3 protein-coding genes are annotated in these 17,809 nt (G+C 72.6%); all 3 read left to right on the top strand.

Annotation, left to right across the window (positions count from 1 at the left end; all coding sequences use genetic code 11):
* Positions 1-35 precede the first annotated feature (35 nt).
* The 3 genes from N5D62_RS13860 to N5D62_RS13850 are packed head-to-tail and all read left to right on the top strand — an operon-like array spanning position 36 to position 17,805.
* Positions 36-14,579: a non-ribosomal peptide synthetase gene (locus N5D62_RS13860; protein WP_279758415.1), complete on the top strand. Its 14,544-nt coding sequence runs from the start codon at positions 36-38 to the stop codon at positions 14,577-14,579.
* The gene (ectB, locus tag N5D62_RS13855; RefSeq protein WP_279758414.1) at positions 14,576-15,904 is read left to right on the top strand and encodes a diaminobutyrate--2-oxoglutarate transaminase; all 1,329 of its coding nucleotides are present in this window, start codon (positions 14,576-14,578) and stop codon (positions 15,902-15,904) included. Before N5D62_RS13860 ends, ectB begins: the two co-directional genes overlap by 4 nt.
* The gene (locus N5D62_RS13850) at positions 15,901-17,805 is read left to right on the top strand and encodes an ATP-binding cassette domain-containing protein (protein WP_279758413.1); all 1,905 of its coding nucleotides are present in this window, start codon (positions 15,901-15,903) and stop codon (positions 17,803-17,805) included. Before ectB ends, N5D62_RS13850 begins: the two co-directional genes overlap by 4 nt.
* The last annotated feature ends 4 nt before the right edge of the window (positions 17,806-17,809 follow it).

Raw genomic sequence — 17,809 nt, 5'->3', positions numbered from 1 at the left:
GCCGGTCCTCCCCAGAACACATCTTCGACAGCAACATGAATGACGCGATCCAGGTATTGAGCGAACTGCGTGGCCGTGGGGTCCAGGTGTCGGTGGAGAACGGGCGGTTGAAGACCGCGGCGCGTCCGGGCGTCATCGACGACCAGCTGGGCGCGGCGATCCGCGCCCATCGCGACCAGATCGTCGGACTGATCGAGGCCGCGACGGCGGCGTCCGCCTCGACCGAGGGCATCGCCCGGCGCGCCGCCGATCCGCGGCCGCCGCTGTCGTTCGGGCAGCAGCGGCTGTGGCTGATCGACCGGCTCGGCGGCGGTGCGAGCCCCGAGTACCACATGTCCACCGTCCTCGCGCTCGATGGACCGCTCGACGCCGGACATCTGCGCGGCGCGCTCGCGGCGGTCATCGATCGCCACGAGGTGCTGCGCACGATCTATCGGAGCGACGGCACGCAGGCGTGGCAGGAGATCCTCGAGCGGGTCGACCTGCCGCTGCCGGTGCTGGATTTGCCAGCACCCGAGGCCGTCGGTGGCAACAGCAACGCCGACGCCGACGCCGACGCCGACGCCGACGGTGAGACCCGTGGCGACGACGGCCGCGCGCCGGACGAAGCGCTCGCCGCGCTGATCGCGGCGGAAGAGTCCCGGCCGTTCGCGCTGGACGCGCAACCGCCGGTGCGCGCGCTGCTCGTGCGCCGCGGTCCCGAGCGCCACGTGCTCATCCTCATCCTTCATCACATCGCCTCGGACGGCTGGTCCAACGCAGTGATCGTCGAGGAGTGCTGCGAGGCCTACGCGGCGCTGGCGGGCGGAGCTTCGCCGGACTGGACGCCGCTGCCGATCCAGTACGCCGATGTCGCCGCCTGGCAGCGTTCCGAGGCGCAGCAGCGCGTCCATGAGCGCCAGATCGCCTATTGGCGCGAGCAGTTGCGCGACCTGCCCGAGCTGCATGGCCTGCCGCTGGACCGTCCGCGCCCGGCGCGACAGCGTTTCGTCGGCGCCTTGGTCAGCCGCAGGATCGACGCCGGCCGCGCCGCGGCGCTGCGCTCCGCCTGCAGCAGTCGCGGAGCGACCCTGTTCATGGGCCTGCACGCGCTGTTCGCCGCGCTGCTGTCGCGCTTCAGCGGGGAGACGGACATCGTCGTCGGGACCCCGGTGGCCAACCGCGACCGGACGGAACTCGCCGGGCTGGTGGGCTTCTTCGTCAACACGCTGGTGCTGCGGCTGGACCTGTCGGACGCGCCGGACTTCGACGAGCTCATGAGCCGGGCGCGCGCCGTTGGCACGGACGCCTTGTCGAACCAGGACCTGCCCTTCGACCGCCTGGTCGAGGCGCTCAGGCCGCGCCGCTCGGCGGCGCACACACCGCTGTTCCAGGTGATGCTGTCGGTACACCAGGCCGAGGACGCGCCCGTCGCGCTGCCCGGGTTGACGGTGCGGCCGCTGCCTTCGGGCCAGACGGTGGCGCAATGCGACCTGCTGCTGGACATCGCCGAGGATGAGGACGGCCTGGCGCTGACCTGGCAGTACGACGTGGCCTTGTTCGACGCCACGTCGGTGGCGCGGATGGCCGATGCGTTCCTCGCGCAGCTCGACGGCGCCCTCCAGTCGCCGGACCGTCCGTGCGACGCCTGGCCGCTGCTCGATGCCCAGGAGCGCGAGCGCCTGCTGGACCTGGGCCGCGGCCCGGTGGTGGACGTGCCGCCGCTGTGCACGCATGAGCTGGCCGAGGCCGCCGCCGCGGCGCATCCGGAACGGATCGCCACACGCTTCGGCGGGCAGTCGCTGAGCCACGCGGAGCTCCATGCCCGCGCCAACCGCCTGGCGCGGCATCTGCGTGCCCGCGGCATCGGGCCTGGCACCCGCGCGGCGGTGTGCGCCGAGCGCGGCCCCCAGGCGCTGATCGCCATGCTGGCCGTCATTAAAGCCGGCGGCGCCTACGTGCCGGTCGATCCGGCCTATCCGCCGGCGCGGGTCGCTTGGCAACTGGGTGACGCGAAGCCGGCAGTCGTCCTCGTTGATCCGGCCGGAGCCGCCGTCGTGGCGGGTATCGCGGGCATCGCGGGCGTCGCGCTCGAGGCGCAGATCCTCGCCCTCGACGACACGCGGGCGTGGGATGGCGAATCGTCCGACCCGTTGGCCGTCGAAACGACCGGCGTGACGCCGGAGCACCCGGCCTATGTGCTGTACACGTCGGGATCCACCGGCACGCCCAAGGGCGTGGTGGTGCCCCATGCGGCGCTGGTGAACCACATCGGCTGGCAGACCCGTCGCTTCGACCTGAGCGCGGACGACGTCTTCCTGCAGCGGACCTCGCTGGCCTTCGACGCATCGGTCTGGGAACTGTGGACGCCGCTGGCGCTGGGCGCCCGGATGGTGATCCTGCCGGCGGCCTCGCACCGCGATCCCGCGGCGATCTGCCGGCTGATCCGCGAGGAAAGCGTCAGCATCGCCCAGTTCGTTCCGAGCCTGCTCGACGTGCTGCTGCAAGGCACCGGCGCGGACACCGCGCCATTCCAATGCCGCCTGCTGTTCTGCGGCGGCGAGCCGCTGTCCGGTGACCTGGTCCGCCGTGCGCGCGCCGTCGCGACGGAGGCCGTCGTCAACCTCTATGGCCCCACGGAAGCCACCATCGACGCCACGAGCTGGCGTTGCCGCGGCGCGGCCGAGGACGCCGGCGATGCAGGTGCCGATTCCGATGCCGAGCTCGGGCTGCTGGCCACGCCGATCGGCCAGGCCATCGACAACGCGGCGGTGCATCTGCTGGACCGCCACGGCGAGCCGGTGCCCGCCGGCGTCACCGGCGAGATCTGCATCGGTGGCCGGCCGCTGGCGATCGGTTACCTGGACCAGCCGGCGCTGACGGCGGAGCGCTTCGTGCGCTTCGAGCGGCACGACACGCCGCTCTACCGCACGGGCGACCTGGCCCATCGGCGCGCGGATGGCGCGCTGGTTTTCGTCGGCCGACGCGACGAGCAGCTCAAGGTCAATGGGCACCGCATCGAGCCGGCCGAGATCGAGCACGCGCTGCGCGAGCTGCCGGGCGTGCGCGACGCGCTGGTCCTTCGCGACGACCACGCCGCGGGTCAGCGCCTCGTCGGCTACGTGGTGGCGGCGGCGCTCGATGCCGCCGCGGCGCGCGAACAACTGGCGGCCCGCCTGCCCGGCCACCTCGTGCCCGCCGCGATCGTGCGGCTGGACGACTGGCCTCGCACCGGCAGCGGCAAGATCGACCGCCGCGCGTTGCCGCGGGCGGATGACGCTGTCCAGGCGATCGACGCGTTCGAGGCACCGCGGGGCGAGGTCGAGACGGTCCTGGCCGCGCTGTGGACGGCCTTGCTGGCGCCGGGACGCGCCGTGTCGCGGCAGGACAACTTCTTCGCGCTCGGCGGCCAGTCGCTGCAAGCCATGCGGCTGGCCACGGCGATCCAGCAGCAGATGCGGGTGGCGCTGCCGATGTGGCGCATCTTCGACAGCCAGACGCTGGCGGCGCTGGCGCGCGCGGTCGAGGAGACCCGCCTGGGCGACGGCGGCGAGGATGGCCTGGAGGTCATCCCGCCGAGGGGCACGACGGATCCCGCGCCGCTGTCCTTCGGCCAGCGACAGCTGTGGCTGATCGATGGACTGGGCGGCGGACGGAGCCTGGAGTACCACATGCCGGTGGCGCTGACGCTCACCGGCGAGCTCGACGACGCGCGGCTGGAGGCCGCGCTGCGGGAGGTGGTGCGGCGTCACGAGGTGCTGCGCACGGTGTACGCGGAGGTGGACGGTGAGCCGGTTCAGCGCGTGCGCGGGGATGAGTCCTTTGCGCTGGAGCGTGAGGACGTGCCGGTGGACGCCGGCGATGTCGACAACGGGGAGCGTGCCACCCCGGTGGGCAAGACCGCGCAGCGGGACGCCCCGCACGGCGCTTCGACGCCCGAAGCCGCGGTACGCGAGGCAGCGATACGCGCAGCGGTGGCCCGCGTCGTTGACGAGCCCTTCGCGCTGTCGTCCGCGCTGCCGATCCGCGCGCGGCTGCTGCGGCTGTCCCCGCGCGAGCACGTCCTGGTGGTGGTGCTGCACCACATCGCCAGCGACGGCTGGTCCACCGGCGTGCTGGTGCGCGACTTCCTGGCCGCCTACGACGCGCTGGGGCGCGACGAGGCGCCCGCATGGCCGGCGCTGCCCATCCAGTACGCCGACTACGCGGCTTGGCAGCACGGACCGACGCAGCAGGCGCGGCTGCAAGACCAGTTGACCTACTGGACACGGCAGCTCGCGCAGCTGCCCGAGATCCACGGCCTGGCGTTGGACCGGCCCCGCCCGGCCCGCCGGCGCCACCGCGGTGCCGCACTGCGCACCACGCTGGACGCATCCCTTACAGCTTCGCTCGAGGCGCTGTGCCGCGCCCGCGGCGCGACGCTGTTCATGGGACTGCACGCGGTGTTCTCCGCGCTGTTGGCGCGCTTCAGCGGCGAGTCCGACATCGTCGTGGGCACGCCCAGCGCGAACCGCGAGCGGCCCGAGCTGTCCGACCTCATCGGTTTCTTCGTCAACACGCTGGTGCTGCGAGTGCGCGTCGACGGGGAGCAGGACTTCGAAGCGCTGCTGGCGCAAAGCCGGCGCACCGTGCTGGAGGCGCAAGCGCACCAGGCGCTTCCCTTCGAGCGGCTCGTTCAAGCGCTGAGTCCGGCCCGCTCGCTGAGCCACTCGCCGTTGTTCCAGATCCTGCTGGCGATGCAGGAGGACGATCAAGCGCCCGCCCAGCTGGACGGGGTCCAGCTGGACGCGCTGGAGGTGCCGGTCGAGTCGGCGCAGTTCGACCTGGCGCTGGAGGCGGATCGCGGCGCGGATGGCGCGCTGGAGCTGCTGTGGCGCTACGACACCGACCTCTTCGACGAGGCCAGCATCCAGGGCTTCGCCCAGGGACTGCGTTGGCTCGCGGCCGCGGCGGTGCAGGCGCCGGACCGGCCGGTGCAGGCGCTCGCGCTGGTGTCGCCGCAGGAACGCCAGGCGCTGCTGGCGCTGGGCCAGGCGCGCGTGGCGCCCACGCCGGTTCAGGGATCACTGGCGCAGCGCTTCCTGGCGCAGGCCGCGCGCACGCCCGAGGCAGTCGCGCTGGTCGATGGCCAGCGGCAATGGCGATACGACGAGCTGGCAAAGGCCAGCGCCGCGCTGGCAGCCCGGCTCCGCGAGCGCGGCGTGGGGCGTGGCGATCGCGTGGGCGTGTTCATGTCTCGCTCGGCGCACGTGGTGGTGGCACTGCTGGCGGTGCTGCGCCGCGGCGCGGCCTACGTGCCGCTGGATGCGATGTATCCGGACGAGCGCGTTGCCGGCATCCTCGAGGACGCGCAAGTGCGCACGGTGGTCGCGGATGCGGTCACCGCTCCGCGGCTTGGCGCACGTGAGCACGTCCGGGCCGATGTGGTTCTCGACATCGACATCAACCTCGATGCCGGCAATGACGCCAATGCCAATGCCAATGCCAAGAGCGGAGTCGGAGCCAGTGATGCTGGCACTGGCACTGGCGACTCCAGCGAGATTGAGGCGGTCGACGAAGTCGACGCAGGCCCAGAAGACCTGGCCTATCTGATCTACACCTCGGGTTCGACGGGCCAGCCCAAGGGCGTGATGGTCTCGCACGCGAATGTGCTGCGCCTGTTCGAGCGCACCGACGGGGAGTTCCGTTTCGGAGCCGGCGACGTGTGGGCGCTGTTCCACTCCTTCGCCTTCGACTTCTCCGTGTGGGAGATGTGGGGCGCGTTGCTGCATGGCGCACGCCTCGTGGTAGTCGACCACGACGCGGCGCGCTCCACGCCGCTGTTCCACGCGCTGGTGGCCGAGCACGGCGTAACCGTGCTCAACCAGACGCCCTCGGCCTTCCAGGCCTTCATGGAGGAGGACCGCCGCTCGCCGCGCGCGCTGGCGCTGCGCCTGGTGATCTTCGGCGGGGAGGCGCTGGACCTCCGCCGCCTGGTCCCGTGGTTCGAGCGCCACGGCGAGCGCGCGCGGCTGGTCAACATGTACGGCATCACCGAAACCACGGTGCATGTCACGCATCGCGACGTGACGCCGGGCGACGCGCTAGGCGAGAGCGGCAGCGTCATCGGCCGCGCCATCGAGGACCTGAGCCTGTGGGTGCTGGACGCGGCCGGTGAGCCCGTGCCGCGCGGCGTCGTGGGCGAGTTGTGCGTGGGCGGACCCGGCGTGGCGCGCGGTTACTGGCGCCGCCCCGAGCTCAGCGCGCAGCGGTTCGTGGCGCACCCGGCGCTGCCGGAGTCACAGCGGCTGTACCGCTCCGGCGACTTGGCGCGACTGCGCCACGACGGCGAGCTGGAGTACCTGGGGCGTGGCGATCATCAGCTGAAGATCCGCGGCTTCCGCATCGAGGCCGGAGAGATCGAAGCGCTCCTGCGCGGGATGGACGGCATCGAGGACGCCTGCGTGCTGGGCGTTCCGAGGGTGCGCCCCACCCGGCTTGCTGCGTACGTGGTGGTAGGCGAAGGACAAGAGTCGTCCGAGGTGCTCGACATCGCCGCGATTCGCGACGCGCTGTCGCGGCAATTGCCCGAGTACATGGTGCCAGCCACCGTAACCCGCGTGGCGGCCTGGCCGCTGACCACCAACGGCAAGCTGGACGTCGCGGCGCTGCCGGCTCCCGAGCTTGAAGAGCACGCGCATGAGCCGCCCGTGGGCGAGCGCGAGGAGATGCTCGCGGAGGTCTGGCGCGAGGAGCTGGAGCTGCCCCGCGTCGGCCGCGGTGACAACTTCTTCCAGCGCGGCGGTCACTCGCTGCTGCTGGTGCGCATGGCCGCGCGGCTGCGCGAGCACGGTTGGCTGCTGGACCTGAGCAGCGTCTACGCCGCTCGCACGCTCGCGGAGATGGCGGCCTCGCTGCGGCCCGCGACGGCCGCGACGCCAGCGGATGGCTCGACCTCTGCGACCGGCGAGGTGGCCGGCGGCATCGATGGCCGTACCCACGGCCGCGATGGCCTCGATCGCGCGATTGAAGGTGCCGGCGTCACGGCGATCCCGCCGGGCTGCGAGCGCATCACGCCCGAGATGGTGCTCCTGGCGGCGCTGGATCAGGACGAACTGGATCGCCTCGTGGCTCGCGTTCCGGGTGGCGCCGCCGTCATCGAGGACATCTACCCGCTGACGCCGCTTCAGACCGGCATGCTCGTGCAGCACACGCTGCAGGACGCCGGTGACGTGTACCTGAACCGCGCCGTGTTCGCCTTCGACGACCACGCCCTGATGCAGCGGTTCCTCGCCGCGCTGCAGCACGTCGTGGATCGCCATCCGATCCTGCGCACCGCCTTCCACTGGGAAGCGCTGGACCGTCCGCAGCAAGTCGTGATGCGCCGCGCGGTCGTGCCGATCGTTGAGCTCTCAAACGACTCGAACACCGATGCTCACAACAACCCGATCGTCGGATCGACCGTCGGATCGGGCGTCGGATCGGGCGTCGGATCGGGCGTCGGATCGGGCGACAAGTCCTTCGGGACCGTCGATCCGCTTGAAGCGCTGGAGGCCGCCAGCGACCCGCACCAGTTGCGCCTGGATCTCAGCGCCGCGCCGCTGCTGCGTGCCTGGACCATTCACGACGCCCCCCGCAACCGCTGGCTGCTCGCGCTGGTCGATCACCACCTGATCTCCGACAACTACACCCTGCAACTCATCTCCGACGAGATCCGGCGCCAGCTCGACGGCCAGCCGCTGTCCCCACGCGTATGGCCCTACTCGCGCCAGGTCGCCCGTGCGCTGGCGGTGGATGCCGCGGCGCAGGAACGTTACTTCCGCGACGCCATCGGTCCGATGGAGGCCCCGACCGCGCCCTACGGGCTGCTCGACGTGCAGTGCCGCGCCGAGGACATCGGCCAAGCCGAACTCACGCTCGATGCAGCCCGCTCCGCCCGACTGCGCCACGCGGCGCGCCGGCTCTCGGTCTCGCCCGCCGCGCTCTTCCACGTCGCTTTCGCGGCTCTGGTCGCGCGCACCAGCGCCACGCCCGATGCCGTGATCGGCACCGTCGTCTCGGGTCGCCAGGGCAACGAGCCCGGCCTGTCCGAGGCCATGGGCCTGTTCATCAACACGCTGCCGCTTCGCGTCGCCCTGCACGGGCAGACGTTGGACCAGGCGGTCACGCAGACCGCCGCCGGCCTGGCCGCGCTGATGCGCCACGAGCAAGCCACGTTGGAGACGGTGCGCCGGGCCACCGGGCTGGAAGCGTCGCTGCCGCTCTTCACCGCGCTGCTGAACTACCGCCACGCCAATCTGCTGGGTCCGCGCGGCGCGGACACCCAGACCGATCTGTGGCCAGGCGTGCAGGCCTTGAAGAGCGAGGAGCGGACCAACTACCCGCTCAGCGTCGACGTGGATGACGACGGCCAGGAGTTCCTGGTGACCGTGCAGGCGTTGCATGAGATCGACCCCGCGCGCGTGATGGCGCATCTGGACTGCGCGCTCGCGGAGTTGCTGCACGGACTGGAAGCGGACGACGCAGGCGCCGGCACGCCGGCGCTGCTGCCGGTCCTGACGGAGGAGGAACGCCAAGCCCTCATCGCCGCCGAGCCGGCATCGTTCGAGCTGCCGGCCGATGGCCTGGTGCACCGTGCGATCGCCCGCGTGGCGGCAGCTCGCCCGGACGCGCCGGCGGTCATCGACGGCGAACTGCGGTGGAGCTACGCCGACCTGGAGGCCCGCGCCCGCCACGTGGCGCTGGCATTGCGCCGTGCCGGCGTGCGCGCCGAGGACCGCGTGGCCGTCTGTGCGCGGCGCTCGCCCGAGCTCATTGCCGCGCTGCTGGGCGTGTGGAAGGCCGGCGGCGCGTACCTGCCGCTGGACCCCGGCTATCCCGCCGAGCGCCTGGCGCAGATGCTGGAGGACGCCGAACCGCGCGCGGTGCTGCGCCTGGGCGAGGTGCCCGCCGCGGTGCGCGACTGGCCCGTGGCGAGCTTCGACCTGGCGGAACTGCTGGCTGACGGAGCGCTTGCAGATGACGCGCAGACCGACGTCCGGGCCGGTGCGCTGAACAACGCGCTGAACAACGCGCAGGCCAACAAGTCGTCGAGTACTCCGGCCGATGCGCTAGTCCGTGCCCCGTCCAACGCGTCGAACGACGCGGTCCTCGCAGCACTCGAGTCTTGGTCGCTCGAACCTGATCTGGCCGCTCCCGCGCCGTCCCGGCTCGCTTACGTCATGTACACCTCCGGCTCCACCGGCCGGCCCAAGGGCGTGATGGTCGAGCATCGCGGCCTGCTGAACTACGCGCTGGACGCCGCGCGCTGGTTCGACCTGAACGCCGATTCAGTGGTCCTGCAGCAGAACTCGCTGAACTTCGACCTCTCTATCGAGGAGATCGTCCCTGCCCTGCTGGCGGGCGCCGCGCTCACGCCGGGACGCGAGCCGCTGGGCACCCGCGAGCAACCCGGCATCGCGTCGATGGTGCACCTCACGGCCGCGCACTGGCACACGCTGGTGGGTGAATGGAGCCAGGCGCCGTCGCGCGCGGCCGTGCAGCTGCGCGGCGTGCGCACCGTCAACGTCACCGGCGACGCGATCTCGCTGCACAAGCTCGCGCAGTGGGAGGCGCTGCTGGCGACGCTGTGGGACGAGCCTTCGCTGCGTCCTCGCCTGGTCAACACCTACGGTCCGACCGAGATCACGGTCTCGTGCAGCGCCGCCTACGTGCGCCATGCCGAGCAAGGCGCGCGCGTGAGCATCGGCCGGCCCTTCGCCAACACGCGTCTGTATGTGCTGGACGCGGCGATGTCGCCAGTGCCGGCAGGCGTGCCGGGCGAGCTGTGGGTCGGCGGCGTCGGCGTGGCGCGCGGTTACCTGAACCGCCCTGACCTCACCGCCGAGCGCTTCGTCACCGATCCCTTCGTCACCGATCCCTTGGCCGGCAACTCCTCGGCCGACGAGCCATCGGCCGATGCGCCCTTGACCGATGCGCCCTTGACCGGCGAGCCGCAGGCCCGCATGTACCGCACCGGCGACCTCGTGCGCTGGCGCCTTGACGGTGAACTCGAGTTCATCGGACGGGCCGACTTCCAGGCCAAGGTGCGCGGCTTCCGGGTCGAGCCCGGTGAGGTCGAAACCGTGTTGGCGCGGTGCGAGGGCGTACGCGATGTCGTCGTCGTCGTGCGCGGCAGCGACGCCCACGAGAAGGCGCTGGTGGCCTACCACGTCGGCGAGGCCGACGAGGCCGCGGTCGCCGCGCACGCCCGGCGCCACCTGCCCGAGCACCTCGTGCCTGCGGCCTTCATGCGCCTGCCGCAACTGCCCACCTCCCCCAACGGCAAGCTCGACCGCGGCGCGCTGCCCGCGCCAACCCTCGCACCCGCCTCGGTGCAGGTTCTGCCCTCCACGCCGACTGAACGACTGCTGGCGGCGCAGTGGATGGACCTGCTGTCGCCGGCTCGCGCGATCTCGGCCACCGACAGCTTCTTCGCCCTGGGCGGCCACTCGCTGCTGGCGATGCGGCTCGTGGCGCGCCTGCGCGAGCGGGGCATCGATTGCCCGATGAGCGCGCTGTTCGAAACCCCGACCCTGCAGGCGCTCGCCGCCTGGATCGACGGCTCCACAGGCGCCGTCGCCCGGCCGCCCATCGAGGCACGACCCGCCGGCGCCTCGCGCGCCCCGCTGTCGCATGGTCAGCAGCGTCTGTGGCTCATCGACCAGATGGGCGACGGCGGCAGTGTCCAGTACCACATGCCGACGGTCCTGGCGCTCGACGGCCCGATCGACGCCCAGGTCCTGGAAGCCGCGCTGAACCTCGTCGTCCAGCGGCACGAGGTCCTGCGCACCACCTACGGCAGCGACGCGTCCTCCGCCTGGCAGGAGGTCCACGCGTCGGTCCGCGTGGCCCTGCCGGTCACCGAGGTCGGCGACGACGAAACCGCCCTGTCCGCGATCGTCGACGCCGACATCGCCCGCCCCTTCGACCTGCGTCGCGACCTGCCCTTGCGCGCCCGGCTGCTGCGGCGCTCGGCGGACCGGCACGTGCTGGTGCTGGTGCTGCACCACATCGCCTCGGACGGCTGGTCCGGATCGATCGCGGTGGAGGACCTCTGCCAGGCCTACGGCGCCTTGAGCCGCGGCCTCGCGCCGGACCGGGCGTCGCTGCCGATCCAGTACGCGGACTACGCGACCTGGCAGCACCTGCCAGCGCAGCGCGCCATCCAGGACGCGCAGCTCGACTACTGGCGCCGCAAGCTCGCCGGCATCCCCGACGTCCATGGCCTGCCGCTCGACCGCCCGCGTCCGCCGGCGCAAAGCTTCGCCGGCGCCACCCACCAGCGGCGGCTCGGCGCCACGGCGACGCGCGGCCTGCGCGCCCTGTGCCTGCAGGAAGGCGCCACGCTCTTCATGGGCCTGCACGCGGCCTTCAGCGCGCTGCTCTCCCGCTACAGCGGCGAACTCGACATCGTGATCGGCACCCCGAGCGCCAATCGCGAGCAGGCGGAGATCGCCGGCCTGATCGGCTTCTTCGTCAACACGCTGGTGCTGCGCACCGACCTGTCGGGCCGGCCCGGCCTGCGCGCGCTGCTGGCCCGCTGCCGCCAGACGGCCATCGACGCCCAGGCCCATCAGGAACTGCCTTTCGACCGGCTGGTCGAGGTGCTGCAGCCGCGGCGCTCGATGAGCCACACGCCGCTGTTCCAGGTCATGCTCGTCCTGCAGAACACCGGGGACGGGACGCTGGCGCTGCCCGGCATCGAGGTGACGGCGCTGGACGGCACCGGCGGCACGGCCAAGTTCGACCTGCTGCTCGATGTCGAGGAGGACGGCGATGCCCTCGACCTGAACTGGGAGTACAGCACCGACCTGTTCGACGCCGCGACGATCGCGCGCCTGGCTGAAAGCTTCGAGCAACTGCTGGAGGCGGCGATCGCCGCGCCGGACCGACCCCTCGACGAGCTGCCGCTGCTGTCGCCCGAGGCCCGCGAGCGCCTGCTCGAGGACGGGCGCGGCCAGTCCTTCCCCGCCCCGGAAGCCTGCCTGCACGAGGTCTTCAGCCGCCAGGCCGCCGCCACGCCGCTGGCGATCGCGCTGGTCGACGGCGCGCGCCAGTGGACCTACGCCGAGCTCGAGGACCGATCCAACCAGCTCGCCCACCGGCTGCGAGCCGAAGGCGTCGTGCCGGGCGCGCGGGTCGGCCTGTGCCTGGAGCGCTCGGCCGAGGTAGTGATGACCATCGTGGCGATCCTGAAGGCCGGCGCGAGCTACGTGCCGCTGGATCCCGTCCATCCGACCGAGCGGTTGCGCGGCACGGTCGACGACGCGGGTGTCCACCTGGTGGTCGTGCAGGCCGGCACGGCGCCGGGGATGGCGGGACACCGCCTCCTGGCGATCGACGCGGCGGGCGCCCTCGATGGAATGCCGTCGACGGCCCCTGGGTTGCCGGTCTCGCCGGCCGCGCTGGCCTACGTGATCTACACGTCCGGCTCGACCGGCCGGCCCAAGGGCGTGATGGTGTCGCATGCCAGCGTGATGCGGCTGTTCGAGCGCACCCAGCCCTGGTTCCAGTTCGGCCCGGGGGACTGCTGGTGCCTCTTCCACTCGTTCGCCTTCGACTTCTCGGTCTGGGAGATGTGGGGCGCGCTGCTGCACGGCGGCCGGCTGGTGATCGTGCCGCGCGAGGTCGCGCAGTCGACGCCGGACTTCCATGCGCTGGTGCGCCGGGAGCGGGTCACCGTGCTGAACCAGACGCCCTCGGCCTTCCAGGCCTTCATCGAGCAGGATCGCCAGTCGCCGGGCGAGCTGGCGCTGCGCAGCGTCATCTTCGGCGGCGAGGCGCTGGCGCTGGACCGGCTGCGGCCCTGGTTCGAGCGCCACGACGACCAGGCGATCCAGCTGGTCAACATGTATGGCATCACCGAGACCACGGTGCACGTCACCTACCGACCCATCCGGCGGCAGGACGCGGAGGCCGCGACCGGCAGCCTGATCGGGCGCCCGATCCCCGACCTGACGCTCTGGCTGCTGGACGCGCACGGCGAACCGGTGCCGGTCGGCGTGGTGGGCGAGCTGTGCGTGGGCGGTCCCGGTGTCGCGGCGGGGTACCTCGGCCAGGACGCGCTGACCGCGGCCCGCTTCGTCGAGCACCCGGCTCATGCCGGCCGCCTGTACCGGTCGGGCGACCTCGCGCGCCGGCGCAACGACGGCGAGCTCGAGTACGTGGGGCGCCGCGACCATCAGGTGAAGATCCGCGGCTTCCGCATCGAACTCGGCGAGATCGAGGCCGCGCTGCGCGGCCAGCCCGGTGTCCGCGAGGCCGTCGTGCGGGTCCACGAGCCGAGGCCGGACGATCGGCGGCTGGCCGCCTACGTCGTCGCCGACGCCGCGCACTGGCACCCCGAGCGGATCCGCGACGCGCTGCGCCAGGTCCTGCCCGACTACATGGGGGTCCAGTCGCTGGTCCGCCTGGACGCGCTGCCGCTGACGCCCAACGGGAAGCTCGATGCCGGCGCGCTGCCGCCAGTGGACGACGCGCCCACCGCGGCCTTCGATCCTCCGGCCAAGGGCGTCGAACAGTCGCTGGCCGAGCTCTGGACCACCTTGCTGAAGCCCGCGCGGCCGGTCTCGGCGCAGGACAACTTCTTCGCGCTGGGCGGCCATTCGCTACTGGCCATGCGGTTGCTGACGCTCTGCCGCGAGGCGGGCCTGGCGCTCTCGCCACGGGACGTCTTCGTCCAGCCGACGCTGCGCGCCCTGGCCTCGGTCACGTCGCGGACGGCGCCACCGGCGATCGCCACCACGTCCGCAGCGTCCGCGTCCGCAGCGACGGCGACGGCGACCGCGACTGAAGTAACTGCGTTGGCCGCCGCGGCAGAGCCGCGGCACCGCCTGTTCTGCTTCGCGCCCGCGGGCACGAGCAGCGATGTCTACCTCGGCTGGCCAGCCGGCCTGCCCGATGTCGACGTCGTGCCGGTGGAATTGCCCGGTCGCGGCGCCCGCGCCGACGAACCGGCGCTGCACGCGATGGACGTCCTGGCCGACCAGTTGGCCGCCGAGTTGCTGCCCCAGGCGAGCGGCGCCTTCAGCCTGTTCGGCCACAGCAACGGCGCGCTCGTCGCCTTCGAGGTGGCCCGCCGCCTGCAGGCGCGCGGCGCCGTGCCGAGCCTGCTCATCGCGGCCGCGCGCCACGCGCCCTCGCTCGTCCACCAGGACGTGGACGCGCTGGCGCACCAACACGGCATCGACGACGACGCGTTCATCGCGCTGATCCGCGCGGAAGGCCTCGCCAGCGAGGCGTCGTTGCGCAGTCCCGATTTCGCGCGGCGCGTGCTGCCGGCCTTCCGCGCCGACCTGGCGCTGGTCGACGGCTACCGGCCGCGCGGCGGCGATCCGCTGCGCTGCGACCTGCTGCTGCTCGACGGACGCGACGAGGCCTGCCTCGACGCGGCGCAGCGCGACGCCTGGGCACGCGAGGTCACCGGCGCCACCCGTTTCGCCGCGCTGCCCGGCGGCCATTTCTTCGTCCAGACCCATGAACCCGAAGTCCTCGCCCATCTCGGCGAGGCCCTCGCGGCGCGGACCGCCCACCCGGCGGCCGTGGCCGCCCCCACCGACCGACAGGGAGATCACCCATGAACACCTCAGCGCATGACACCCCGCACGCCACGGTCTTCGACCGCCATGAATCCGTCGCCCGGAGCTACTGCCGGCGCATCCCCGCCGTCTTCTCGCAGGCCGGCGGCAGCTGGCTGCACGACAGCGACGGACGCCGCTTCCTGGACTTCCTCGCCGGCTGCGGCGCGCTGAACTACGGGCACAACGACCCCGACATGAGCGAGGCCCTGGTCGCGCACATCCGTCGCGGCGGCGTCGCCACCAGCATGGACCTGCACACCGACGCCAAGCGCACCTTCCTGGAGGTCTTCGCCCGCCACGTGCTGCAGGGCCGCGGCCTGCCCTACCGCGTGCAGTTCACCGGCCCCACCGGCACCAACGCGATCGAGGCGGCGCTCAAGCTCGCGCGCAAGGTGACCGGCCGCCACAACGTGATCGCCTTCACCAACGGCTTCCACGGCGTGTCGCTGGGCGCGCTGGCCGCCACCGGCAACCAGTACCACCGCATGGGCGCGCCGCTGCCCGGCATCACCCGGCTGCCCTATGACGGCTACCTGGGCGCGTCGGTCGACACGGCCGACCTGCTGGAGCGCATGCTCGGCGATCCGTCCAGCGGCCTCGACGCGCCGGCGGCGATCCTGCTCGAGGTCGTGCAGGGCGAAGGCGGCCTGAACGTCGCCAGCGCGCCCTGGCTGCGCCGCGTCGCGGCGCTCGCCCGCCGCCATGGCGCGCTGCTGATCGTCGACGACATCCAGGCCGGATGCGGCCGCACCGGCGACTTCTTCAGCTTCGAAGCGGCCGACGTGCTGCCCGACCTGGTGACGCTGTCCAAGTCGATCTCCGGCTTCGGGTTGCCGATGTCGCTGCTGCTGATCCGGCCGGACCACGACCAGTGGCGACCGGCCGAGCACAACGGCACCTTCCGCGGCAACAACCACGCCTTCGTCACCGCCACCGTCGCGGTGGAGAAGTTCTGGGCCGACCGGCGCCTGGGCGAGCGCGTCCAGGCCGTGAGCCGGGAGCTCGCCGCGGGCCTGCGCGCGATCGCGGCCGGCATCCCCGGCGCCACGGTCAAGGGCCGCGGCCTGATGGTGGGCATCGACGCCCGCGACCCGGCGCGCGCCGACGCCATCGCCCGCGAGGCCTATCGCCTGGGCCTCATCATCGAGACCGCCGGCCCGAACGACGAGGTGGTGAAGCTGCTGCCGCCGCTCACCGTCAGCGACGAGGAACTGGCCCTGGCCCTGCGGCTGATCCGCCAGGCCGTCGAGGCCAGCGCCGACACCGGTGCCGACGCCGGCGTGCCGGAGGCCGGCCTCGCCAGCGCGATGTCCGCGGCGGCATGAGCATGGTCCCCGACCTGCTGCGCCGCCATCGCGGCCCGCTCATGGCGGCGGGCGCGCTGGGCGCGCTCGCCTCGGCCGCGAACGTGGCGCTGCTGGCCTACCTCAACGACCGCGTCACCAGCGCCGCGCCCGGCGCCGGCGTGGGCTGGCTGCCGGTGTTCCTGGCGGGCGTGGGCGTGATGCTGGCGCTGCTGATGGCCGGCAACCGGGTGCTGGCAGGCGTCTCGGCGCGGGTCGTCGCGGGCTTGCGCGCCGACCTGACCGCCGCGCTGCTGGCCATGCGCCACGACGACTTCCAGCGCGCCGGCCGCGGCGCGATGACGGCGGTGCTGACCGACGACGTCGACAACCTGTCCGAGGGGCTGAGCATCGCGCCGCAGTTCCTGCTGCATGCCGTGACGGTGCTGGGCTGCTGCGTCTACCTGGCCTGGCTGTCACCGTCCGCCTTCCTGTGCTTCGCGGCGACCGTCGCCGCCGGCGTGACGCTGGCCGTCGTGTTCTCGCGCCGCGGCAGCCAGGCCTACGAGGGCTACCGCCGCCTCAAGTCGGCCTACTACCAGCACCTGCAGACGCTGTTCGACGGCTCGCGCGACCTGGCCACGCACCGGCAGCGCCGCCGCCACTTCCGCGAGCGGGAGATGGCGCCGGCGCTGGCGCGGCTGCGGGTCTCGCAGCTCGGCTACGACATGTCCTGGCACCTGAGCGAGACCTGGATGCGGGCCCTGCTGATGATCGCGCTGGGCGTCACGCTCGGCGCCATCCAGGCGCTGCATGCCGGCAGCCAGGCGCTGACGGTGAGCTACGTCGTCGGCATCACCTTCCTGGCCGGGTCGGTCGAGTTCGTGGTCAACACGCAGGCCGCGCTCTGGAAGGCCGCCACGTCGGCCCGCACGATCGGCGCGCTGTCGCTGCGCCTGACGACCTCCGGCGTCACGGCCGACGACACGCGGGCGACGGGCTCGACCGCCGCGACGGCCGCGACCGGAGTGACCGCCGCGACCGGAGTGACCGGAGTGACGGAGGCGCCCGGCGCAGCACGCGGTCTCTCATTCGTGGACGAGATGCGCGCGAAGGAGCCGCCCCCGCCCCCGGCCTTCCCGGACTGGCGGCAGATCCACTTCCACGAGATCCGATACCACGCCGACGCGGCGGACCCCGAGGCCTTCGTGCTCGGCCCGGTGACGCTGACCCTGCGGCGCGGCGAGGTGCTCTTCCTGGTCGGCGGCAACGGCAGCGGCAAGTCGACCTTCGCCAGGGTGATGAACGGCCTGGTCGAACGCAGCGGCGGCGGGATTCTCGTCGATGGCATCCCCATCCCGGCCCAGGCGCCGATGGCCTATCGCGACCTGTTCTCCACCCTCTACGCGGACCAGCACGTGTTCGAGGCCCCCATCGACGCCGACGGCGAGCCGCCGGACCCGTCGCGGGTGGCCGAGGCGCTGGAGCGGCTGGGGCTGTCGCGCCGGGTGTCGCTGCGCGAGGACGGGCGCTGGTCCGACATCGCGCTGTCGCAGGGTCAGCGCAAGCGCCTGGCGCTGATCCAGGCCTGGCTGGACGAACGGCCCGTCGTCATCCTGGACGAATGGGCGGCGGAGCAGGACCCCGAGTTCCGCGCCCACTTCTACGAGCACCTGCTGCCCGAGATGCGCCGGCAGGGCCGCACGCTGGTCGTCGTCAGCCACGACGACCGCTACTTCCACCTGGCCGATCGCGTCTGCCGGTTCGAGTCCGGCGTGCTGCAGCCGTCGCCCGTCGCCGCCAACGTCGCCGCCAACGCCAACGCCGCTCCCGCCATCCCTCCGGCCACCCCGCCGGCCCCGGTCCGGCCGGCTCCCGCCGCCGCAGTCGCACCGGCCCCTGCAACAACCCCGGGCACCGAGAAGGCCCCTTCCGCGCCGTGATGAC

This window comes from Mitsuaria sp. GD03876, from assembly GCF_029840635.1.
Taxonomy (GTDB): domain Bacteria; phylum Pseudomonadota; class Gammaproteobacteria; order Burkholderiales; family Burkholderiaceae_C; genus Roseateles.
This window is presented reverse-complemented; position numbering and strand designations above follow the sequence as displayed.

Excerpts from the sequence above, each read along its gene's own strand:
- ectB (WP_279758414.1), top strand. The coding sequence starts at position 14,576 with ATGAACACCTCAGCGCATGACACCCCGCACGCCACGGTCTTCGACCGC.
- N5D62_RS13860 (WP_279758415.1), top strand. The coding sequence starts at position 36 with ATGAATGACGCGATCCAGGTATTGAGCGAACTGCGTGGCCGTGGGGTC.
- N5D62_RS13850 (WP_279758413.1), top strand. The coding sequence starts at position 15,901 with ATGAGCATGGTCCCCGACCTGCTGCGCCGCCATCGCGGCCCGCTCATG.